Annotated in this window: 18 protein-coding genes; 4 read left to right on the top strand and 14 right to left on the bottom strand. The window is 71.4% G+C overall.

What is annotated here, in order from left to right:
* Positions 1–123: 123 nt before the first annotated feature.
* The 7 genes from cobT to ACZ4UU_RS23475 all read right to left on the bottom strand — a co-directional run bounded on the left by cobT (position 124) and on the right by ACZ4UU_RS23475 (position 10,267).
* Positions 124–4,077, bottom strand: coding sequence for a nicotinate-nucleotide--dimethylbenzimidazole phosphoribosyltransferase (cobT, locus tag ACZ4UU_RS23505; RefSeq protein WP_471905344.1), 3,954 nt, complete (start codon positions 4,075–4,077; stop codon positions 124–126).
* A gap of 368 nt (positions 4,078–4,445) precedes the next feature.
* Positions 4,446–5,657: a precorrin-6y C5,15-methyltransferase (decarboxylating) subunit CbiE gene (gene cbiE / locus ACZ4UU_RS23500; protein ID WP_471905343.1), complete on the bottom strand. Its 1,212-nt coding sequence runs from the start codon at positions 5,655–5,657 to the stop codon at positions 4,446–4,448.
* Positions 5,658–5,772: 115 nt separating this feature from the next.
* Positions 5,773–6,411 (bottom strand): GNAT family N-acetyltransferase, encoded by a 639-nt coding sequence (locus ACZ4UU_RS23495; protein ID WP_471905342.1) that lies wholly within the window; start codon positions 6,409–6,411, stop codon positions 5,773–5,775.
* A gap of 160 nt (positions 6,412–6,571) precedes the next feature.
* On the bottom strand, positions 6,572–7,405 hold the full coding sequence (locus tag ACZ4UU_RS23490; protein WP_471905341.1) for a MetQ/NlpA family ABC transporter substrate-binding protein: 834 nt from the start codon (positions 7,403–7,405) through the stop codon (positions 6,572–6,574).
* Between the two features lie 69 nt (positions 7,406–7,474).
* Positions 7,475–8,200: a methionine ABC transporter permease gene (locus ACZ4UU_RS23485; protein WP_471905340.1), complete on the bottom strand. Its 726-nt coding sequence runs from the start codon at positions 8,198–8,200 to the stop codon at positions 7,475–7,477.
* Positions 8,197–9,234, bottom strand: a complete 1,038-nt coding sequence (locus tag ACZ4UU_RS23480; protein WP_471905339.1) for a methionine ABC transporter ATP-binding protein — start codon at positions 9,232–9,234, stop codon at positions 8,197–8,199. Before ACZ4UU_RS23480 ends, ACZ4UU_RS23485 begins: the two co-directional genes overlap by 4 nt.
* A 385-nt stretch (positions 9,235–9,619) precedes the next feature.
* Complete coding sequence (locus ACZ4UU_RS23475; RefSeq protein WP_471905338.1) at positions 9,620–10,267, bottom strand: HAD family hydrolase; 648 nt, start codon at positions 10,265–10,267, stop codon at positions 9,620–9,622.
* 65 nt (positions 10,268–10,332) lie between these two features.
* On the opposite strand from ACZ4UU_RS23475, the gene ACZ4UU_RS23470 reads away from it, so the two are divergent.
* From ACZ4UU_RS23470 to ACZ4UU_RS23460, 3 genes are read left to right on the top strand one after another with little or no spacing between them, the layout of a single operon-like run.
* Positions 10,333–10,650 (top strand): hypothetical protein, encoded by a 318-nt coding sequence (locus ACZ4UU_RS23470; RefSeq protein WP_471905337.1) that lies wholly within the window; start codon positions 10,333–10,335, stop codon positions 10,648–10,650.
* A 50-nt stretch (positions 10,651–10,700) separates the two neighbouring features.
* On the top strand, positions 10,701–11,060 hold the full coding sequence (locus ACZ4UU_RS23465; protein WP_048581135.1) for a hypothetical protein: 360 nt from the start codon (positions 10,701–10,703) through the stop codon (positions 11,058–11,060).
* Positions 11,041–11,484 (top strand): hypothetical protein, encoded by a 444-nt coding sequence (locus ACZ4UU_RS23460; RefSeq protein WP_471905336.1) that lies wholly within the window; start codon positions 11,041–11,043, stop codon positions 11,482–11,484. Before ACZ4UU_RS23465 ends, ACZ4UU_RS23460 begins: the two co-directional genes overlap by 20 nt.
* 57 nt (positions 11,485–11,541) lie before the next feature.
* Here the strand turns inward: ACZ4UU_RS23460 and ACZ4UU_RS23455 are convergent, their stop codons facing one another.
* The 3 genes from ACZ4UU_RS23455 to ACZ4UU_RS23445 all read right to left on the bottom strand — a co-directional run bounded on the left by ACZ4UU_RS23455 (position 11,542) and on the right by ACZ4UU_RS23445 (position 13,838).
* Complete coding sequence (locus ACZ4UU_RS23455) at positions 11,542–12,039, bottom strand: GNAT family N-acetyltransferase (RefSeq protein ID WP_471905335.1); 498 nt, start codon at positions 12,037–12,039, stop codon at positions 11,542–11,544.
* A 45-nt stretch (positions 12,040–12,084) separates the two neighbouring features.
* Positions 12,085–12,594 carry a sigma-70 family RNA polymerase sigma factor gene (locus tag ACZ4UU_RS23450; protein WP_471905334.1) on the bottom strand — a complete coding sequence of 170 codons (510 nt, stop codon included), beginning with the start codon at positions 12,592–12,594 and terminating at the stop codon, positions 12,085–12,087.
* A 74-nt stretch (positions 12,595–12,668) separates the two neighbouring features.
* The gene (locus tag ACZ4UU_RS23445) at positions 12,669–13,838 is read right to left on the bottom strand and encodes a glycerophosphodiester phosphodiesterase (RefSeq protein ID WP_471905333.1); all 1,170 of its coding nucleotides are present in this window, start codon (positions 13,836–13,838) and stop codon (positions 12,669–12,671) included.
* A 370-nt stretch (positions 13,839–14,208) separates the two neighbouring features.
* Here ACZ4UU_RS23445 and ACZ4UU_RS23440 point away from each other — a divergent pair, with 370 nt between their 5' ends.
* On the top strand, positions 14,209–14,883 hold the full coding sequence (locus tag ACZ4UU_RS23440) for a lysophospholipid acyltransferase family protein (RefSeq protein WP_471905332.1): 675 nt from the start codon (positions 14,209–14,211) through the stop codon (positions 14,881–14,883).
* Between the two features lie 373 nt (positions 14,884–15,256).
* Here ACZ4UU_RS23440 and ACZ4UU_RS23435 read toward each other — a convergent pair whose 3' ends face one another.
* From ACZ4UU_RS23435 to argH, 4 genes are all read right to left on the bottom strand, one after another.
* Complete coding sequence (locus ACZ4UU_RS23435) at positions 15,257–16,783, bottom strand: MFS transporter (RefSeq protein ID WP_471905331.1); 1,527 nt, start codon at positions 16,781–16,783, stop codon at positions 15,257–15,259.
* Positions 16,780–17,331 (bottom strand): TetR/AcrR family transcriptional regulator, encoded by a 552-nt coding sequence (locus ACZ4UU_RS23430; protein WP_471905330.1) that lies wholly within the window; start codon positions 17,329–17,331, stop codon positions 16,780–16,782. Before ACZ4UU_RS23430 ends, ACZ4UU_RS23435 begins: the two co-directional genes overlap by 4 nt.
* Positions 17,332–17,414: 83 nt before the next feature.
* Positions 17,415–18,386 carry an aldo/keto reductase gene (locus ACZ4UU_RS23425; protein ID WP_471905329.1) on the bottom strand — a complete coding sequence of 324 codons (972 nt, stop codon included), beginning with the start codon at positions 18,384–18,386 and terminating at the stop codon, positions 17,415–17,417.
* 151 nt (positions 18,387–18,537) lie between these two features.
* Positions 18,538–19,971, bottom strand: a complete 1,434-nt coding sequence (gene argH, locus ACZ4UU_RS23420; protein WP_471905328.1) for an argininosuccinate lyase — start codon at positions 19,969–19,971, stop codon at positions 18,538–18,540.
* Positions 19,972–20,124: the final 153 nt, after the last annotated feature.

The following is a 20,124-nucleotide window of genomic DNA, read 5'->3' as shown; positions in this document are numbered from 1 at the left end:
TGGCGGTGCGATGGGTGCTACGGCGCTGGAGCAGCCCTGACGTGCGGATTTTAGACGTGGGCTCAGCGTACGGCGGGGCCGGGGGACGCGCAGGAACGCAATCCCCCCGGCCCCGGTCCGGACTCACTTCTCGGTGACGCCCGCGGAGTCGAACGTCGCGACCTCGTGCATCGCCCTGGCCGTGCTCTGCACCAGCGGCAGCGCGAGCAGCGCGCCCGTGCCCTCGCCCAGGCGCAGGTCGAGGTCGACCAGGGGGCGCAGGCCCAGCTTGTTCAGGGCGGCCACATGGCCGGGCTCGGCGCTGCGGTGTCCGGCGATGCAGGCGGCCAGGACCTCGGGGGCGATGGCGCGGGCCACCAGGGCGGCCGCACCGGCGCTGACGCCGTCCAGGATGACCGGCGTACGCAGCGAGGCGCCGCCCAGCAGCAGGCCGACCAGCGCGGCGTGTTCGAAGCCGCCGATCGCCGCCAGGACGCCGATGGGGTCGGCCGGGTCGGGCTGGTGGACCTCGATGGCGCGGCGGACGACCTCGGTCTTGCGGGCGAGGGTCTCGTCGTTGATGCCGGTGCCCCGGCCCGTCACCTCGGCGGGGTCGGTGTCCGTGAAGACGGAGATCAGGGCCGCCGACGCGGTGGTGTTGGCGATGCCCATCTCGCCGGTCAGCAGGGCCTTGTTGCCGGCCGCCACCAGGTCGCGGGCGGTCTCGATACCGACCTCGATGGCCTGCTTGGCCTCCTCGCGGGTCATCGCGGGGCCGGTGGTCATGTCGGAGGTGCCCGCGCGGACCTTGCGGGGCAGGAGGCCGGGGGTGGCGGGCAGGTCGGCGGCAACGCCCACGTCCACCACACACACCTCGGCGCCCACCTGTCCGGCGAACGCGTTGCAGACCGCGCCGCCGCCGAGGAAGTTGGCGACCATCTGGGCCGTCACCTCCTGCGGCCAGGGGGTGACACCCTGGGCGTGCACGCCGTGGTCACCGGCGAAGATCGCGACGGCCGCGGGCTCCGGAATCGGTGGCGGGCACTGGCGGGACAGTCCGGACAGCTGGGCGGAGATGATCTCCAGCATGCCGAGCGCACCGGCCGGCTTCGTCATCCGCTTCTGCCGCTCCCAGGCCTCACCGAGCGCCTTGGCGTCCAGCGGGCGGATCTGGGCGACGGTCTCCGCGAGCAGGTCGTGCGGCTCCTCACCGGGCAGGGCGCGGCGGCCGTACGTCTCCTCGTGCACGACCCAGGACAGCGGGCGGCGCTTGGACCAGCCGGCCTGCATCAGCTCGGGCTCGTCCGGGAACTCGTCGACGTAGCCCACGCACAGGTAGGCGATGACCTCGAGGTGCTCGGGCAGCCCCAGCGTGCGGACCATCTCCCGCTCGTCGAAGAAGCTGACCCAGCCGACGCCGAGGCCCTCGGCGCGGGCGGCGAGCCAGAGGTTCTCGACGGCGAGCGCGGCGGAGTACGGCGCCATCTGCGGCTGGGTGTGCCGGCCGAGGGTGTGGCGGCCGCCGCGGGTCGGGTCGGCGGTGACGACGATGTTCACCGGGGTGTCGAGGATGGCCTCGATCTTCAGTTCCTTGAACTGCTTCGCCCGGCCCTTGGGCAGCGACTTGGCGTACGCGTCGCGCTGGCGCGTCGCCAGTTCGTGCATGGTGCGCCGGGTGTCGGCGGACCGGATGACGACGAAGTCCCAGGGCTGCGAGTGCCCCACGGAGGGCGCGGTGTGGGCGGCCTCCAGGACGCGGAGCAGCACATCGTGCGGGATGGGGTCGCTGCGGAAGCCGTTACGGATGTCGCGGCGCTCGCGCATGACCTTGAGGACGGCCGCGCGTTCGGCGTCGTCGTAGGCGGGCGCGGCCGGGCCGGTGGGCTGTCGTGCCTCTTCCACTGCCGCCGTGCTCTCTTCTTCCGGGGCTGCCGGGGCCTGCGGGTCTTCCTGGTCGGCGGCCCGGGTGTCCAGGTCTTCCGCGTCCTGTACGAGGCCGGGGTCGCCCTCGCGGGGTGCGGGGACGGTGGCGGCGGAGGCAGGTGCCCCCTCCGCCGGGAGGACGAGCGGCTGCGGCGGGGTGGGAGCGAGGTGCGGGGTGGTCGGCACCGAACCCTCGACCGGGACGAACTGGCCCAGCGGCTGCTCGGCCGCCGGGGCCGGGGGGCCCCCGGCCTCGGCGGACTCCGCGGGCTCGACGGTCGGTTCGGCCGGGTCCTGGAGGACCTGCACCGGCTCGGCGGCCGGGGACCGGAGCTGCGGGCCGGCGGGTTCGGCGACGAACGGCTCGGCGGCCTCGGCCGGGATCGGCTGGGCGTCCGCGGCGTCCTGTACGACCTGGTTCGCGGCGGCGAGGGGCTGGGGCGGCACGGCCGGCTCGGCGCCGGCCTCCGGGGCCTGCGGGGCTTCCGGGAACCTGGCCGTGGGCTCCGCCACGGGCGCTTCCGCTTCGGGGAGGGGGGCACTCTCGGCCGCCGCCTGCTCGTCGACGCCGGGGGCGTGGGTCGGAGCGGCCTGCTCGCCCGGCTGCTGCTCCTGCGCGAGATCCGGATCGGCCGCGCCTTCGGGGGCCTGCGGCTCCTCGACGGGCTGCGCGACCGGCACGGCGGGCCCGCTCTCCGGCTGGGCGGGCTGCTCGGCGCCCTGGGGTTGCGGGGCCGCTTCGGGCGTTACGACGTCGGGGGCGATGTCGGCGGGTTCGGCGACGGCGTCCGCGGGCCGCTCGGTCGGCGCGAGGTGCTCGGGCTCAGGGGCGGGTGCGGCCTCGGGCTCGGAGTCGACCTGCGCCACATCCGATGCGGACGGGAGGGGGGCGGCTTCCGGGGTCGGCTGAAGGTGGTCTTCAGCCGGGGCGGGGGCCTCGGGGGTCTGCGCGGCCTCCGGGAACTGGGGGGCCTCGGGAGCCTGAGGAACCTCGGGTGCGGACGGCTCGGCCACCTGTGCGGGGGCCTCGGGCTCGGCTGTGTCGAGAGCCTGGACGGCTTCGGGGGCGGGAGCCGGGGCGTCGGAGGGCTGCACTGCCGCAGGGGCGGGGGCGTCGGGGGGCTGCACTGCCTCCGGGGTGGGAGCGTCGGGGGCCTGCACCGCCTCCGGGGCGGGAGCGTCGGGGATCGCGTCGGCTTCGGCGGCGGGCTCCTCGGGGACCTGCGCGGCCTCGGGCGCGGGGTCGGCCTCGGGCGCGGGGTCGGCCTCGGGCGCGGGAGGCTGCGCGGCCTCGGGTGCGGGGACCTCGGAAACCTGGTCGGCCTCGGCCGCGGGCGCCTGGGGCGTCTCGGGAAGCTGCCCGGCCTCAGCGACGGGGTCGGCCACCGGAGCGGCGGCTTCGGGTGCGGGATCCTCGGGAGCCACCTCGATGGCGTCGGCCGCCTGGACCGCCTCGACCACCTGGGCTTCGGGGCCCTCGGCCGCCTCACCGGCATCCGCGACAGGCACGGCAGCGGGCACCTCGTCGCCCTGAGCGGCACCGGCCACCCCGGACACCACAGCCTGCGCCACTCCCGGCTGTCCGGTCGGGACAACCGTTTCGGCAGCCGTCCCCTCGGCGCTCACCTGGGCCGGAGCCTGGACCTGGACGGCGGCCGGGGCGGCGGCACCCCAGGGTGCCGCCGGCTGTGGGGCCGCCGCCTCGTGCGGCTGCGGGACGTCGAGGTACTCGGGGCCGGCCGGGGCCTGGCCGGGCTGACGTACGGGTGCGCCGACGGCGCCGCGGTCGGCGAGCGAGCGGACCGGGCTGGCGGAGGCGTCGGGAATGGGCGGGCCGAGGTGCAGGGGGCGGCGCGGAGTGATCGGCGGGATCGGCGTCGAGGGGGCCGACGGGCCGGGCAGCCGTACGGCGCTGAGGTCGACCGAGCCGCTGTCGCGGCCGGAGATCTCATGCGCGTCCGGCTCGTGCACGGCCTCGACGACCGGTTCCGGCGCCGGCGGGGCGACCTCGTTGCCCCAAGCGCCCTGGGAGCCGGGCAGCAGCAGGTCTTCGTCCTCGGCGGTGGTCTCGGAGAGGTAGGTGTACGAACCGTGCGCCGCGGGGGCGCCCGGCTGCTCCACCATGCCTACGCTCTCCGGCAGTCCCTCGCCCGGGACCTGGCCGGTGTCGGTCATGCGTACCCCTCGCCCATCGGTTAGTGCTTCTACGACCAGCTCACCGGGGACGGCGCACCGACCGCCCCCGCAGTGAAGAACGAGCGTGTGTGCCCAGCGGCACGAACGACCCGCCCAAAAAAGGCGACAAAGCCATTGAGTGGCATTGTCGTGGCCGTTCGGCCGTCGCGACAGGTTGATCCGCGACAGGCCGCTGTGGACTGCGCCACGTTGCGCGTCCTCCGGTTCCGCCGTACCACACCGACCCCAAACGGGGCGTGTTTTTCCGGACATTGACCGACGAAGTGCCGGGCGACCGAGTGCGGTACAACGATCGGCCAGCCTACCGCGCGCGGTACGACAACAGGATCACGGGGACGGGTTCACGGTCACGCCGTGCGGTCGGGCAGCACCCCGCTGAGCAGGAACGCGACACTGCGTTCGCGCTCCGTCCAGGCCCGCGTGTCGAGTTCGACGGACTGCAGGAGGGCGCACTCGACGTCGTAGCCGCGTGCGGTGAGGTCGCGTCCGACGATCTCGGCGGCGTCGCGGGTCGCGGCATGTGTGACGATGCGCAGCGGACGTCGGTCGACGACGGCGGAGACGACCGCCGCTCCCCCGCCGCCGATGCGTACGACGTCCGGTTCGGGGAGGTTCTCCAGAGCGTGCGGGGCGGCGCCGTGGACGATCTGCAGCTGGACCCCGAAGGCGCGCGCGTTGGCCTCGGTGCGGGTGCAGGCCTGCGGGTCGCGGTCGACGGCGATGACGGCGGCGCCGGCCCGGGCGGCCTCGACGGAGAAGGCACCGCTGCCGCAGCCGATGTCCCATACGAGGTCGCCGACGCGCGGACCCAGCCGGGTGAGTTGGGCGGCACGGAGCGGTTCCAGCTCGCCTTCGCCCATGAGACCGCCGTAGGACTCGGCCGGCTGGGTCCAGCCGCGGGGACCGGCGGCCGGGTCGCGTCCGGCGATCCAGTCGCCGGAGTCGCGTGCGGCGGCCGTGCCGCCGATGACGATGACGACGTTCGGATCGCGCCAGGTGTGGTCGGCGGCCTTGTCCGAGGTGACGACGGTGACCTGCTCGCGGTCGCTGCCCAGGGCCTCGCAGATGACGAAGGTGCGGTGGACGCCTTCCAGGAGCAGACCGAGTTCGGCGGGTCCTGCGCCCGGTGAGGTGAGGACCGCGACTTTCGTGTGGGCCCGGCACACATTCACCGCGCGTCGCAGGGTGCGACGGTGTGCGACGACCACCTGTGCGTCGTCCCAGGGCATGCCGGCGCGTGCGAACGCGGCGGCCACGGAGGAGACGGCGGGGACGACCTCGACCTCCAGGCCGAACTCGGGTGCGCGCAGGGTGCGTACGACTCCGAAGAAGCCGGGGTCGCCGTCGGCGAGGACCACGGCGGTGCCGCGGTGGCCGGCGATCCGGCGGGCGGCGAGGGCGACGCTGCCGAGGCGGATGCGCTCGGCGGTGGGCGGCACCTCGGGGAGCGCCAGGTGGTGGGCGGCACCGGCCACCAGCGTGGCGGCGCCGAGAGCGGAGCGGGCCGCGGCGGTCAGCGGTGAGCCGTCCCAGCCGATCACCGTGACGCGGTCGGCCATCGTCGTCAGTCTCCTGGTTCGCGCAGGTCGTCGTGGGTCAGCCCGAGGGGCCGGGCTCCGTGAGAGTACCTGTTCGGCGGGTCGGCGCCGCCGGTGGCCGGGGGTTCGATTCCCGTCAGTTCCACTCGCCGAACGAGGTGAAGCCGCCGGTGTCGGCCAGTTGCTCCCCGGCGCCGTCGAGGTCCTCCGGGAGGAGGCTCCACACGATGTAGTCGGTGCGTACGTCGGTCCAGGTACCGTCCTCGGCCCGCACCCGCGCTATGCAGGCGTTGCGCAGCACGCCCTCGCTGATACAGCCGATCTTCTGGGCGACCTGCTGGGAGGCGGTGTTGTCGGCGGCGGTGCGCAATTCGATGCGTTCGAACTTCTGGTCGCCGAGGAGCCACTGGGCGGTGGCGAGCGCCGCCTCGGAGGCGTAGCCCTCGCCGCGCGCCCAGGGGGCGATGATGTACGACATCTCGGTGGACCGCACATGCCAGTTGGTCCTGGCGAGCTGGACGATGCCGACCAGTCGCTGGGTGAGGAACTCGGTGACGGCGAGGTCGATTCCGCGACCGGACTGCCGCTCGCCGGGCGCGTACTCGGTGATCCAGGTGCGGGCCCGGTCCTCGGTGTAGGGCTGGGGGACGGCGGTCCAGGCGCCGACCTGCTCGTCGTTCATCATCTCGGCCAGCGCGGGCACGTCGTCCTCGTCGAGGGGCCGCAGCACCAACCGCTCCGTGCTGATGGAGATGTTGGGGAAGGTGCTAGTCATGCGCCGCTCCGTAACCTTCGGAAACCTTCAGGGCCTGCTGAACTGCCCAGCATGCAGCATGAAAGCACTGAGATGCACCACGGGGTCCACACCAAGTGAAGGTGTGGACCCCGTGCGTGGCGATACGCGGTAAACGCACCGTCAGATGGCGGCCGGTCGCTCAGAACGCCGCGACGACGGCGCCCTCGTACTTGTCCTCGATGAACTTCTTCACCTCGGGCGAGGTGAGCAGCTTCGCGAGCTTCTTCACACGCGGGTCGTCCTCGTTGCCCTTCTTCACGGCGAGGAAGTTGCCGTACGGGTTGTCCTTGGGCGACTCGGCGGCGAGGGCGTCCTTCGCCGGGCTGAGGTCGGCCTCCAGGGCGTAGTTGCCGTTGATGACGGCAGCGTCGACGTCGCCGAGGGAGCGCGGCAGCTGGGCGGCCTCAAGCTCCTTGAAGTTCAGGTTCCTCGGGTTGGAGGCGATGTCCTTCGGGGTCGCCTCGTAGCCGACGCCCGCCTTGAGCTTGATCACGCCGTTGGCCTCGAGCAGCTTCAGCGCGCGGGCCTCGTTGGTGGTGTCGTTCGGCAGGGCGACGGTGGCGCCCTTCTTCAGGTCCGTCAGCTTCTTGACGCCCTGGGAGTACACGCCGAGCGGCTCCAGGTGCACCGTGGCGTTCGGCACGGCGACGATGTCGGTGCCGTTCTTCTTGTTGAAGTCGTCCAGGTACGGCTGGTGCTGGAAGTAGTTGGCGTCGACCTCACCCTGCTGGACGGCCGTGTTCGGCGTCACGTAGTCGGTGAACTCCTTGACCTCGAGTTCGAGGCCGGCCTTCTTCGCGAGGTTGTCCTTGATGTACGTGAGGATCTCACCCTGCGGGGTGGGCGTGGCGGCGACCTTCAGCGGGGCGCTCGCGTCGGAGGCGGAGTCCTTGTCCGAGCCGCAGGCGGTGAGTCCGAGGGTGAGGGCTCCGGCGGCGAGGACGGCAGTGGTGAACTTGGCGGTGTTACGCACGAAAAGTGCCTTTCCTTATGGTGGTGCGACCCCGTGGTGGTGTTACGGGGAGATCTGGGGGAGCCGGACCTAGACGGTCTTGGTCGTCGCTGTGGACGCCTTCAGCAGCCGTAGCTTCGGCCCGGGGCCCGAGTGGCCGCCCCGGCGGTGCAGGGAGCGGGCCGCGTAGTCGCCGGCGAACTGGATCAGGGAGATCACTACGGCGAGGATCGCGACGGTCAGCCACATCAGCTCGGTCTCGAAGCGCTGGTAGCCGTAGCGGATGGCGATGTCGCCGAGGCCACCCGCGCCGACCGTGCCGGCCATGGCGGAGTAGCCGATGAGGGCGACGATCGTGGTCGTGGTGCTGGCGATGAGGGACGGCAGGGACTCGGGCACGAGGACCTTGCGGACGACGGTCCAGGTGTTGCCGCCCATCGACTGCACGGCCTCGACGAGCCCGCCGTCCACTTCGCGGACAGCCGTCTCGACGAGGCGCGCGAAGAACGGGATCGCGCCGATCGCCAGCGGCACGATCGCGGCCTCGCGGCCGATGGTCGTGCCGGTGACCCAGCGCGTGAAGGTCATCAGCGCGACCATCAGGATGATGAACGGCATCGACCGGGCGACGTTCACGATCTGCCCGATGACCTTGTTCGCGAGGACGTTCTGGAGCAGGCCGCCCCGGTCGGTGAGGACCAGGAGGATGCCGAGCGGGAGGCCGCCGACGACGGCGATGAGGGTGGACCAGCCGACCATGTAGAGGGTGTCCCAACACGCCTGCTCCAGCAGGGGCTGCATCTCGGACCAGGTCACAGCTGGACACCTTCCTTCAGCAGAACGGGCTCCTGGCCCAGGACGTCGATCTGCAGGCCCTGTTCGCGCAGGAAGCCGATCGGCACGACGTTGTCCTCGTAGCGGCCGGGCAGTTCGATGCGCATCCGGCCGACCTGGAGGCCGCCGACGGTGTCGATGGCGGCGCCGAGGATCGAGATGTCGATGTTGTAGGTGCGCGAGAGCTGGGAGATGACCGGCTGGGTGGCCGCCTCGCCCTGGAAGGTGACGTCGACGACGGTGCGGTCGTCGGCGGATGCCTCGCCGCCGACCGGGAAGAGCGCGGAGGCCAGTTCGGAGCCGGGGGTCGCGAGGAGTTCGCTGACCGTGCCGGACTCGACGACGCGGCCGTTCTCCATGAGCGCGGCGGAGTCGCAGATCGACTTCACGACGTCCATCTCGTGGGTGATGAGCAGGACGGTCAGGCCCAGCTGCCGGTTCAGGTCGCGCAGCAGCTGGAGGATGGAGCGGGTGGTCTCCGGGTCGAGGGCGCTGGTCGCCTCGTCGGAGAGCAGCACCTTGGGGTCGCCGGCCAGGGCGCGGGCGATGCCGACGCGCTGCTTCTGGCCGCCGGAGAGCTGGGCGGGGTAGGCCTTGGCCTTGTCGGCGAGGCCGACGAGGTCGAGCAGTTCGAGTGCCTTGCGGGACCGCTCCTTGCCGGACTTGCCGAGGATCTCCAGCGGGAGCTCGACGTTGTCCTGGACGGTCCGGGAGGACAGCAGGTTGAAGTGCTGGAAGACCATGCCGATACGGCTGCGCGCCTGCCGGAGTTCCCGGCCGGCCCGGGGTCCTCGTCCGGCGAGGGCGGTGAGGTCCTGTCCGGCGACGGTCACCGTGCCTGCGGTGGGGCGCTCCAGCAGGTTGATGCAGCGGATGAGGGAGGACTTGCCGGCGCCGGACTGGCCGATGACGCCGTAGACCTCGCCTTCGCGGACGTGGAGATCGACGCCGTCGAGGGCGGTGACCTCACGGCCGCGTGAGCGGTAGACCTTGGTCAGGCCCGTGGTGGTGATCACTGGGGTTTCCGTCACTGTCGAGTGCACGGCACGTCGTGGGCGCCGGGCACGGGGCATTCATGGTCGGAGGCAGCCAGGACGCAGCACGGTTCTCCGGGGCGCGGTGGAACCGGAGAGGAGAATCGTGTGCGCGGGGCGCGGCTCAGTCACCTACGCGGGGCGTACGGGCGGACTTGAGCGGGCTCTCGCTTCGGGGCGCGAGGCTCAGCGGTGGTGCGGGGGCCCTCTAGAAGGCGCACATTCGACACATACAACGAGCACCGGGCGTCAGGGTCGCCTCGGTCGCAAGGATGCGGCAGCTCGTCGTGGTCATGCGATCAGTAAACCAGACCTACGGTCCTTACCGACCGCCGCTGTCCACATACCGGACAGCGGCGGACAGCTCTCAGCCGCGTACGGAGATATCGACCCCGTCGTCGGTGACCAGGGCGGACAGGGCCGACAGGTCCCGCACCACCAGGTCGGCGTCGAGCTCATGGGCCTGGTGGGTTGTGGTGAATGCCACGGTGGTCATCCCGGCGGCGCGACCCGCCTGGAGACCGGCGGGGGCGTCCTCGAAGACCACGCAGTGCGCCGGGTCGACGCCGAGCTGCCGGGCGGCGAGGAGGTAGGGCTCGGGGTCGGGCTTGCCGCGCGTGATGTCGTCGGCGGCGATCAGTGTCTTGGGCAGGATGCCGACGGCGTCGAGGCGGGCCTCGGCGAGTCGCCGGGTGGCGGAGGTGACGACGGCCCAGCGGTCGGCAGGCAGTGAGTCCAGGAAGGCCTTGGTGCCGGGCAGCAGGTGCACGCCGTCGTTCGGTACGTCCTCGACCTCCAGCGTCTCGATCCGGGCGAGAGCCTCTGGCACGACGTCGGCCGGCAGCAGTTCGGCGACTATCTCGACGGCCGGACGTCCGTGCAGCTCGACCCTGCCGAACTCCTCCGTGATGCCGTACTCCTCGGCCCAGCGTGCCCAGCAGCGGTCCACGGAGTCGAGGGAGGAGACAAGGGTGCCGTCGTTGTCGAACAGGAGGGCGCGTGCGCGGATCGTCATGGTCTAGACCCTACGGGTCCGCCGCGGATTGCCGGACCCGCCCTCCGGCGTCGATCATGACCGGCATGAGACCAGAGGTGCAGGCCTTTCTGACCGCCGGACCGCTGCCCGACGAGGACGCCGAGGAAGACGAGATCGACCTGCGGGTGGCGCAGCTGGAGGCGATCACGGAACCGGTGACGGGCGACGAGGCCCGCGCACTGGCCGACTGCTTCGGGCCCGACGACTGCTACGGCGTGGCCTGGACGCTGCTGCACCTGATCGAGACGGGGCCGAACCCCGTTCTCACTGTGCGGCCCGCACCCGAGGCCGACGAGTGGCAGCACAGGTTGTGGCAGCGGTGCGTGAACGCCGGGCTCGTCGCCGACGAGCCGCCCGCCTGACCGCCGGGGTCGGCCGCATCAGGTCTTTTGGGCCGTAATAGGCTCGCCGCATGTTTGATGCCCTGACGCTGGTGACCGGGGTCGCCGCGCTGTTGCTCGCCGCCTGGTGCGGCTGGGCGGCCTACCGTGACCAGCCGACGAAGGACTGGCACTTCATCGGGATGGCCGTGGTGACGGTACTGGCCCTGGTGCAGCTGGTGGTCGGGATCGTGCTGCTGGCGCGGGGCGAGAAGCCGGAGCAGGGCACGACGATCTTCGTGGCGTATCTGCTGGGGTCGTTCGCCTGCGTTCCGGCCGCGGGCTTCATGTCGCTGGCCGAGCGGTCCAAGTGGGGTTCGGTGACGGTCGCCGCCGGCGGTGTGGTGCTGGCCGTGCTCGAGGTGCGGCTCTATGACATCTGGGGAGGCTGAGGTGGCCGTGACCGGGGACAGGCCGACGCGGCTGATCAGCGGGCCCGGGATGCTGCTCGTGTGGCTGTACGGCGTGATGGTCGTCGGGGCCGTGTCGCGGTCGGCGTACCAGATCGCGACGGAGTTCGACCGGGCGCCGCTGGCCTATTCGTTGTCGGCGGTGGCGGGGCTCGTGTACGGGTTCATCACGTACTCGCTGGTGCGGGGCGGGGAGACGGCCCGTAAGGCCGCGTCGGTGTGCTGCGTCGCCGAGTTGCTGGGTGTGCTGACGGTCGGGACGTGGACGCTGGTCGAGCCGTCGGCGTTCCCCGATGCGACTGTGTGGTCCGACTTCGGGATGGGGTACGTGTTCATTCCGGTGCTCTTGCCGCTGTCCGCGCTGTACTGGCTGCGGAAGCGGGCGCCGCGCGGGGACACCGCCTGAGGTTGTCAGGCGGTCCCGATCCCGTCGACGCCCCCGCCCCTTGAAGGGGCGTCGACGTCACGCCGTCTTTGCGTACGTCCCCGCCAGTTTCTCCAGGACGACCATCGGGACGCCGTCCGGGCCCTTCGACGTGCCGACCGCCTCGTAGCCCACCTTGCGGTAGAGGCGGAGGTTGCCCTCGCTGCGGTGGCCGGTCTCCAGGCGGAACCTCTTGGCGCCGCGCTGTTCGGTCAGGGCCGCTTCCGCCGCGCGCAGCAGCCTCGCGCCGATGCCGTGGCCCTGGAGGCGCGGGTGGACGCAGAGCTTGCCGATGGCGGCCGAGCCGTCCTCGGTGACACTGCCGCGGACCGAGCCGACGACCTCCTCGCCGAGCCGCGCCACGAAGACACAGTCCCCGGCGACCTCGGCCCGGACCGAGTCCAGGGTTTGGACGAGCGGGTCGATGCGGTAGTTGCCGTACAGCGCCGCTTCGCTCTGGAAGCACAGGTACTGCAACCTGAAGATCTGCTCCGCGTCCTGCTCGGTCGCCGCAGAGATGGTCACGCTCATGCCCATGTGCGCACGCCTCCCGCTCACCTGATCGCCTGTCGTCCCCCACTCCTATCCCCGCGCTTCGCGGGCCGCAACCTCCGGCGTGAGCAATCGGCGCAGACATCCCAGGCATCTGGAACGTTCCGGGCCGAGACTTCCCTGTGAGATACCCAACTCCCCCGCGATTTCCCGGTATGTCGGGTCGCGCGGGGAGAGGAGGGCCTCGACGAGCCGGGGGCAGCGGCCGGGGAGCCGGCGGACCGCCTCCCGCAGGGCGCGGCGACGGGCGGCCATGAGGGCGAGGTGTTCTGGATCGTGCCGGTCGGTGTCGGCGGCGGGGTCGTGCTCGTACGGCCGTTCGCGTCGTGTCGTACGGCGGCTTCGGCGAGCCTCGGAGCGGACGGCCCGGCGCAGCCAGCCCGGCGGGTCCGGGGGCGGGCCGTCGCTGTCGAGGCGTTCCAGGAGGCGGAGCCAGACCGCTTGTTCCAGGTCGGCCGGCTCGGTTCCGCAGGCGTGGGCCTCGGCGGAGGCCTCCGCGAGGAGCAGGGGGCGCAGGGCGGCAACCAGGTCGTGCGTCATATGCGGCACGACGCGGCCGCCCGGGCAGGGGGTTGCCCCGGCGGCCGTCCGTCACCCCAACCGGGGCGTGGCGCTCAGCTGTTGACGAAGTCCTCGCGGGCCAGCAGGCCGGTGTCGGGATTGTCGGTGAAGACACCGTCGATGCCCGTCGCGAAGTACGTCCGGTAGGCGCCGAAGACGTCGCCGTAGGCGTCCGCGTCGGTGCCCTTGCGGAAGTTCGTGGGGAGGAAGGGGTTCTCGTTGCGCATCGTGTAGGGGTGCAGGATCAGGCCGACCTTGTGCGCGTCGCCGACCAGCGTGGTGGGCGTGGTGAGGTTGCCGTTCGCGTCCTTCGGGATGACCAGGTCCAGGGTGGGGCCGATGCCCTGGGCGTAGGAGGCGATCTCCCTGAGGCCGGCCGGCTTGATCAGGTCGGCGACCGTGCGCGGGTCGCCCGTCTCGACGAAGTCCCAGGGGCGGGAGGTCGCGCCGGAGAGCAGGACCACGAGCGGGTTGTCGACGAGCTTGTTCAGGCGCTGGATGCTCGTCGGTTCGAAGGACTGGAGGATGACCGGGGAGTTGCGCCGGTCCTTGCCGTGCTTGTGCAGCACCTTGGCGACCCGCTCCTCCAGGGCCAGGCCCTGCTTGCGGAAGTAGGTGGGGTGCTTGAGCTCGGGGTAGATCCAGACCCGCTTGCCGCGCTTACGGGTCTGCTCGTCCTGCCAGCGCAGCACCTCTTCGAAGGTGGGGATCTCCCAGCGGCCGTCGTAGAGGGTGTTGTGCGGGCGGTTGGCCGGGATGCGCTCGGTGGCGCACAGGGTCTTCAGCTCGGCGAGCGTGAAGTCCTCGGTGAACCAGCCGGTGGTGGAGACACCGTCGAGGGACTTCGTCTTCTTCCGGTCGGCGAACTCGGGATGGTCCGCGACATCGGTCGTGCCGCCGATCTCCGGCTCGTGGCGGCAGACCAGGTGGCCGTCCTTGGTGGGCACCAGGTCGCCCGCCTCGACGATGTCGGCGCCCAGGTCGAGGGCCAGCTGGTAGGAGCCGAGGGTGTGCTCGGGCCGGTAGCCGCTGGCGCCGCGGTGGCCGATGATCGTCGGCTTGGGCAGGCTCTTCAGACCGCCGCCACCGCCTCCGTGCCGGGTCTCCGCCGCCCTCGCCGTGCCGGAGAGCCCGAGGACCGCTCCGCCCGCGCCGAGCACGGCCGCGCCGAGAAGCATCCGCCGTCCGGTGATTCCCGCCTGCTCGTTCTCCTGGGTTCCCATGTGGGCCCTCCCTGACCGTCCGCTCATTCAGTGCGCGCCGATCGTAGGTGCGCGTGCGTGACGGATGGGAGACCTCCGGCGGAACTCGCGGGTGACGCTGAATGTCGTACGGGGAAGGTGAGGTGACGTTCCGTCGGAATGGGTCCCGGAGCGCGGGGAAGTCGTCCGCTAGGCCCTCGGGGCGATGTCCGTCACATCGTGTCGGGCGCGTTACCGCCCGTCCACGCCGCGTCACCGCAGGTAAACCTGTGTCAACAGTGCGTAAGGCCTCGGTGAAGTCGGCCCACCCGATGTGCGGGACCCCGGGAACCGCGAGTATCGTCCTCACCTGCACAGACTCATACCGAATCCCTTGACACCGGAGGGCCCGTTGTCCCGCTTCGCGCTCATCAAGGCAGTGCTCGGACCGATCATGCGCCTGATGTTCCGCCCACAGGTGGAGGGCGCGGAGCACATCCCGGGCGACGGTCCGGTCATCCTGGCCGGCAATCACCTCACCTTCATCGACTCGATGATCCTTCCGCTGGTCTGCGACCGTCAGGTCTTCTTCATCGGCAAGGACGAGTACGTCACCGGCAAGGGCCTCAAGGGCCGTCTGATGGCCTGGTTCTTCACCGGCGTGGGCATGATCCCTGTCGACCGGGACGGCGGCAAGGGCGGTGTCGCGGCGCTGATGACCGGCCGCCGCATCCTGGATGAGGGCCGGGTCTTCGGTATCTACCCCGAGGGCACCCGGTCCCCCGACGGGCGGCTCTACCGGGGGCGCACCGGCATCGCGCGGCTGACGCTGATGACCGGCGCGCCGGTCGTCCCGTTCGCCATGATCGGCACCGACAAGATCCAGCCGGGTGGGGCGGGGATGCCCCGCCCGAGCAAGGTGACGGTGCGGTTCGGTGAGGCGATGGAGTTCTCGCGGTACGAGGGGATGGACCGCGACCGTTATGTCCTGCGGGCCGTGACCGACTCGGTGATGGCGGAGGTCATGCGGCTGTCGGGGCAGGAGTACGTGGACATGTACGCCACGAAGGCCAAGGCAGCGGCGTAGCTCCGCTGGTTGGGCCGGGGGGTTCGTGGGGGTGCGGGGTCACTTTCCGGTACCGGCGCGCTGTGGCTGGTCGCGCAGTTCCCCGCGCCCCTGAAGCCAGCTGTCCGACCGCTGGATCCGCAGCATGAACCAGGCCACCGGACTCGTCGGAACGCCGGATCACATTCCGGTACCGGTGCACTGGGGCCGGTCGCGCAGATCCCCGCGCCCCTGAAGCCAGCTGTCCGACCGCTGGATCCGCAGCATGAACCAGGCCACCGGACTCGTCGGAACGCCGGATCGCGTTCCGGTGCCGGTGCACTGGGGCTGGTCGCGCAGTTCCGCGCGCCCCTGGAACAGCGCCCCGAAGGGGCGTTTTCCGGGGTCGGCGTACCTAGGCGGCGTTGTCCAGCCGTTGGCCGCGCAGGAGGAACCACGCTGCCACCGCCGCCGCCAGCAGGACCGCCGCGCCTGCGCCTGCCGCGATCGCCAGCCCGTCCACGAAGGAACTGCGGGCCGCCTCCAGCATCGCCGCGGACGTCTGCGCCGGCATCCCCGCCGCCGCCTCCACCGCGCCGCCCAGTGATTCGTGGGCCTCGGCCGGAGTGCCCGCCGGGGCGGTGAAGTCCCGGTAGACACCCGTCACGATCGAACCCAGCACGGCGATTCCCAGGGCCGCGCCCAGCTCGTACGCCGTCTCCGACACCGCCGACGCCGTGCCCGCCTGTTCCTTCGGAACGGAGGAGAGGATCACGTCGGACGTGACCGTGAAGGAGAAGCCGGCGCCGACGCCGACCACCAGGAGGGAGGCGCCCAGCAGGGGGTAGCCCGTCGTGCGGTCGACGACCGTGAGCGCGGCCAGCGCGAGGCCGATCGCCGCGAGGCCGCCGGAGACGACGGCGCGTACCGAGTAGCGGCGAGCCACGCGGCCGGCGACGAGGCCGGCCACGACCGCGCCGATCGCGGCGGGCAGTTCGGCCAGGCCCGCCTCCAACGGGCCCCTGCCCTGCACGAGTTGCAGGAACTGGGAGAGGAAGAAGACAAGGCCGGACAGGCCGAGGATGGTCAGCAGGTCGGCCAGCACCGCGCCGCTGAAGCCACGGTGCCGGAAGAGCCGCATGTCCAGCAGCGGGGACGGCAGCGTGAGCTGGCGGCGTACGAAGGCGTAGAGCGCGGCCGCGCCGGCCAGGCCCGCGGCGAGCGTGGTCCAGGTGAAGCCGTGTGCGGCCGCTTCCTTGACGGCGTACACGACACCGATCATGCCGATGAGGGAGAGGGCGACGCTGGTCATGTCCCAGGGGCCGGGGCTCGGGTTGCGTGACTCGGGCAGCAGCTTGACGCCGACGAGGACGAGGACGACCATCACGGGCAAATTGATCAGGAAGACCGAGCCCCACCAGAAGTGTTCCAGCAGGAAGCCACCGGCGATCGGGCCGACGGCGGTACCGGCGGAGGCGGTCGCGCCCCAGATGCCGATGGCGAGGCTGCGTTCGCGCGGGTCGTGGAAGAGGTTGCGGATCAGGGCGAGGGTCGCCGGCATCAGGGTCGCGCCCGCGACACCGAGCAGCGCCCGGGCGACGATCATCAGCTCCGGGGTCGTCGCATAGGCGTTGAGGACGGATATCGCACCGAACGCCGTGGCACCGACGAGCAGGATCCGCTTGCGGCCTATGCGGTCGCCGAGGCTGCCCATCGAGACGAGCAGACCGGCGATCACGAAGGAGTAGACGTCGCCGATCCAGAGGAGCTGGGTGCCGGAGGGCTTCAGGTCCTCGCTGATATAGGGGGTCGCGAGACCGAGGACGGTCGCGTCGACGGCCACCAGCAGCACGGCGAGCACGAGGACGGACAGCGCGAGCCAGCGGCCCGGGCGCTTGGTCACCGCCTCGGTCGTGGTCGCCGCCTGCACGGTGCTGGTCATGATGCCTCTCTCCGTAGTGCGCCGCCGAGCAGCAGCTCGACGATCATGTGGGTGAAGTCGTTGCGGGCGACCCGGCCCTCGGCGACGGCCCAGGCTCCTGAGCCGAGCAGGCCGTAGAGCGCCTCGGTGAGCCAGACCGGGCTCAGGTCGATGCGGAACTCGCCGCTCTGCTGGCCGCGCCGGAACAGTGCGGCGACCCGGTCGTCGATACGCGCCCAGCCCGCGTTCTGCTCCTCCCCCTCGAAGAGTTGGTTCTCCGTGTAGAGGAACGCGAGCAGTGCGGCGGCGGGCTCGATCTCGCGGACCAGCCGGTGCACGGCGTCACGCGCCGTGCCCTCGTCCAGGCGGGCCGCGTCCAGCGCGGCCTCGCACTCCGCGATACCGAGCGACTCCAGCGCCCGCACCAGCGCGTCACGCCCGGCGAAGTGCCGGTGCAGCGTGGCCCGGCTGATCCCGGCCGCCTTGGCGACCTCGTCCATGGTCGCGGTGGATTTGCGGGTCAGCAGGGCTGCGGCGGTGCGCAGTACGTGGTCACGATCAACGGCCATGAGACAAGAATAGCCCATGTGAGACGTTGATGTCTCACGATGGGCATGCGTGACTCATGGCCTGTCGATCAGCGGGGTCTACATCAGCGCCAGGGCAGCTGCCCGCGCCGCTCCCAGTAGGGGCCCGGCTCCTCCACCAGTCCGGCCAACCGCTCCAGCTGCTTCTCGTCGAGATCCACGACGGCCGCGTGCAGGTTGGACGCGAGCTGGACGGTCGTCGCCGCGCCGGAGAGGACCACCCCGGCCCAGGCCTGGCGGAGGATCAGCGCCAGGGCTACGGCGTCGCAGCCGAGTTCCGTCTCCTCGGCCACGGCTTTCAGCGCGTCCGGCGCGTACGGGTCCGCGAGCCGCCCGTTGGCCATGCCCTCCTTGACGATCACGGTGAGCCCGGCGTCGTGGGCCTCGGCGAGGGCGGGGCCGGCCGAGGTCTCCAGGGCGTTGTACGTCGACTGGACGGTACGGAAGAGGGGCTCGCCGTCGACGGTCACGGCGAGGGCGGCGCGGATCGCCGCCGCTTGGTCCGGGCCGCTGGTGGAGAAGCCGATGGTGAGGCCGGCGGCCGCGGCTTCGGCGAGCCTCGCGTGGAGTTCCTTGTCGGTGAGGGCGGGGCTGTCCGGGGTCACCGAGTGGATCTGGTAGAGGTCGAGGCGGGCGCCGAGCAGGGCCTCGGACTCGGCGCGCTGACGCTCATAGGTCTGGAGGCTGTGGTCCTTGACCTCGTGCTTCTCCGCGTCGGTGGACCATTCGGCGGTGTACGTGTAGCCCCATTTGCTGCCCACGACGATGTCGTCGAATGCGGGACGGGCCTTCAGCCACTCGGCGAGGAACTCCTCCGAGCGGCCGTAGGAGCGGGCGGCGTCGAAGTAGCGGACGCCCTGGGCGTAGGCGGCGTCGAGGAGTTCGTGGGTACGGGTGCGCAGCGTCTCGACGCTGCGGTCGTCTCCGAGGTCCTGGTCCCGGCCGAGGTTGATATAGCCGGGACGGCCGACGGCGGCGAGGCCGAGTCCGATGTGGCAGGTGGGGGTGGTTGCTGTTGCCAGTCGGGCGAAGGGCATCGCGGGCTCCGTTCGGTCGGTCCGGTACGGCTCATGACCAACGTAACCCGCGACGACCTTCGCCTTGGACCTCGGTTCGTACGGTGTTCTGGCGGGTGCGGGTGCGTCGCGGCTGGTCGCGCAGTTCTTCGCGCCCCTGGGGACGCTCCCTTTACGGCTTCTCTTTGGCCGCCGCCCACTCGTGCTGGGCCGCCACGTCCGCCTTCACTTCGGCCAGTTGGACGGCGACCGCGCTCGGAGCCGTACCTCCCCGGCCGTTCCTGGAAGCCAGCGCGCCAGGCACATTCAGCACCGTCCGCACCTCCGGCGTCAGATGGGCGCTGATCTTCGCGAACTGTTCGTCCGTCAGGTCGTCCAGTTCCTTGCCCTCGGCCTCGGCGACCTTGACGCACTCGCCGGCGACCTCGTGGGCGACGCGGAAGGGGACGCCCTGCTTGACCAGCCACTCGGCGATGTCGGTGGCGAGGGAGAAGCCGGCCGGGGCCAGTTCCTCCATGCGCTCGCGGTTGACGGTGAGGGTGGCCATCATGCCGGTGAAGGCGGGGAGCAGGACTTCCAGCTGGTCGCAGGAGTCGAAGACCGGCTCCTTGTCCTCCTGGAGGTCGCGGTTGTAGGCGAGGGGCAGGGCCTTGAGCGTGGCCATGAGGCCCGTCAGGTTGCCGATCAGGCGGCCGGACTTGCCGCGCGCGAGCTCCGCGATGTCCGGGTTCTTCTTCTGCGGCATGATCGACGAGCCGGTGGAGAACGCGTCGTGCAGCGTCACGAAGGAGAACTCCTTCGTGTTCCAGATGATGATCTCCTCGGCGATCCGGGAGAGGTTCACGCCGATCATCGCGGTGATGAAGGCGAATTCGGCGACGAAGTCACGCGAAGCCGTGCCGTCGATCGAGTTGGCCGCCGACCCGTGCTCGAAGCCGAGGTCCTTCGCCACCGCCTCCGGGTCCAGGCCGAGGCTGCTGCCCGCGAGGGCGCCGGAGCCGTACGGCGAGACGGCCGTGCGCTCGTCCCACTGGCGCAGCCGCTCCGCGTCCCGGGACAGGGACTGGACGTGGGCCAGGACGTGGTGGGCGAAGAGCACCGGCTGGGCGTGCTGGAGGTGGGTGCGGCCGGGCATGGCCACGTCCGAGTGGGCCTGCGCGAGGCCGATCAGCGCGTCCTGGAGGTCGGCGATCAGGCCGCCGATGACGCGGGCGTGGTCCCGGAGGTACATCCGGAAAAGGGTGGCCACCTGGTCGTTCCTGGACCGGCCGGCGCGCAGCTTGCCGCCGAGGTCGGCGCCGAGGCGCTCCAGCAGGCCGCGCTCCAGGGCGGTGTGGACGTCCTCGTCGGCGATGGTGCCCACGAAGGAGCCGTCGGCGACATCCGCTTCGAGCTGGTCCAGTCCCGCGATCATCCGGGTCAGCTCGTCCTGCGTGAGCAGCCCCGCCTTGTGCAGCACGCGCGCGTGGGCACGCGAACCGGCGATGTCGTACGGGGCCAGCCGCCAGTCGAAGTGGACCGATGCGGACAGCTTGGCCAGGGCCTCGGCGGGGCCGTCGGCGAAACGGCCGCCCCAGAGCCGGACGTCACCGCTGTTGCTGCTCACTTGCTGCGCTCCTCGGGAGGGTCTGGATGTGGCACCGCCTCCCCGTGGCGTGAACGGGGAGGCGGTCGTCAGGCTAGTGCGCTTGACCACACATTCACCTGCATGAGTATGCAGAGGTCTGCATGATTCGTCAATTCAGGGGGTCGATCGGCC

The sequence above is a fragment of the Streptomyces sp. NPDC028907 genome (genome assembly GCF_055564995.1).
The sequence above is the reverse complement of the archived record's forward strand: the minus strand, read 5'-3'. Positions and strand labels throughout refer to the sequence as shown.

Bases quoted from the DNA above. Each gene is read 5' to 3' on its own strand.
- cobT (WP_471905344.1), bottom strand. From the start codon at position 4,077: ATGACCGACACCGGCCAGGTCCCGGGCGAGGGACTGCCGGAGAGCGTA.
- cbiE (WP_471905343.1), bottom strand. From the start codon at position 5,657: ATGGCCGACCGCGTCACGGTGATCGGCTGGGACGGCTCACCGCTGACC.
- ACZ4UU_RS23495 (WP_471905342.1), bottom strand. From the start codon at position 6,411: ATGACTAGCACCTTCCCCAACATCTCCATCAGCACGGAGCGGTTGGTG.
- ACZ4UU_RS23475 (WP_471905338.1), bottom strand. From the start codon at position 10,267: ATGACGATCCGCGCACGCGCCCTCCTGTTCGACAACGACGGCACCCTT.
- ACZ4UU_RS23470 (WP_471905337.1), top strand. From the start codon at position 10,333: ATGAGACCAGAGGTGCAGGCCTTTCTGACCGCCGGACCGCTGCCCGAC.
- ACZ4UU_RS23465 (WP_048581135.1), top strand. From the start codon at position 10,701: ATGTTTGATGCCCTGACGCTGGTGACCGGGGTCGCCGCGCTGTTGCTC.
- ACZ4UU_RS23460 (WP_471905336.1), top strand. From the start codon at position 11,041: ATGACATCTGGGGAGGCTGAGGTGGCCGTGACCGGGGACAGGCCGACG.
- ACZ4UU_RS23455 (WP_471905335.1), bottom strand. From the start codon at position 12,039: ATGGGCATGAGCGTGACCATCTCTGCGGCGACCGAGCAGGACGCGGAG.
- ACZ4UU_RS23450 (WP_471905334.1), bottom strand. From the start codon at position 12,594: ATGACGCACGACCTGGTTGCCGCCCTGCGCCCCCTGCTCCTCGCGGAG.
- ACZ4UU_RS23445 (WP_471905333.1), bottom strand. From the start codon at position 13,838: ATGGGAACCCAGGAGAACGAGCAGGCGGGAATCACCGGACGGCGGATG.
- ACZ4UU_RS23435 (WP_471905331.1), bottom strand. From the start codon at position 16,783: ATGACCAGCACCGTGCAGGCGGCGACCACGACCGAGGCGGTGACCAAG.
- ACZ4UU_RS23430 (WP_471905330.1), bottom strand. From the start codon at position 17,331: ATGGCCGTTGATCGTGACCACGTACTGCGCACCGCCGCAGCCCTGCTG.
- ACZ4UU_RS23425 (WP_471905329.1), bottom strand. From the start codon at position 18,386: ATGCCCTTCGCCCGACTGGCAACAGCAACCACCCCCACCTGCCACATC.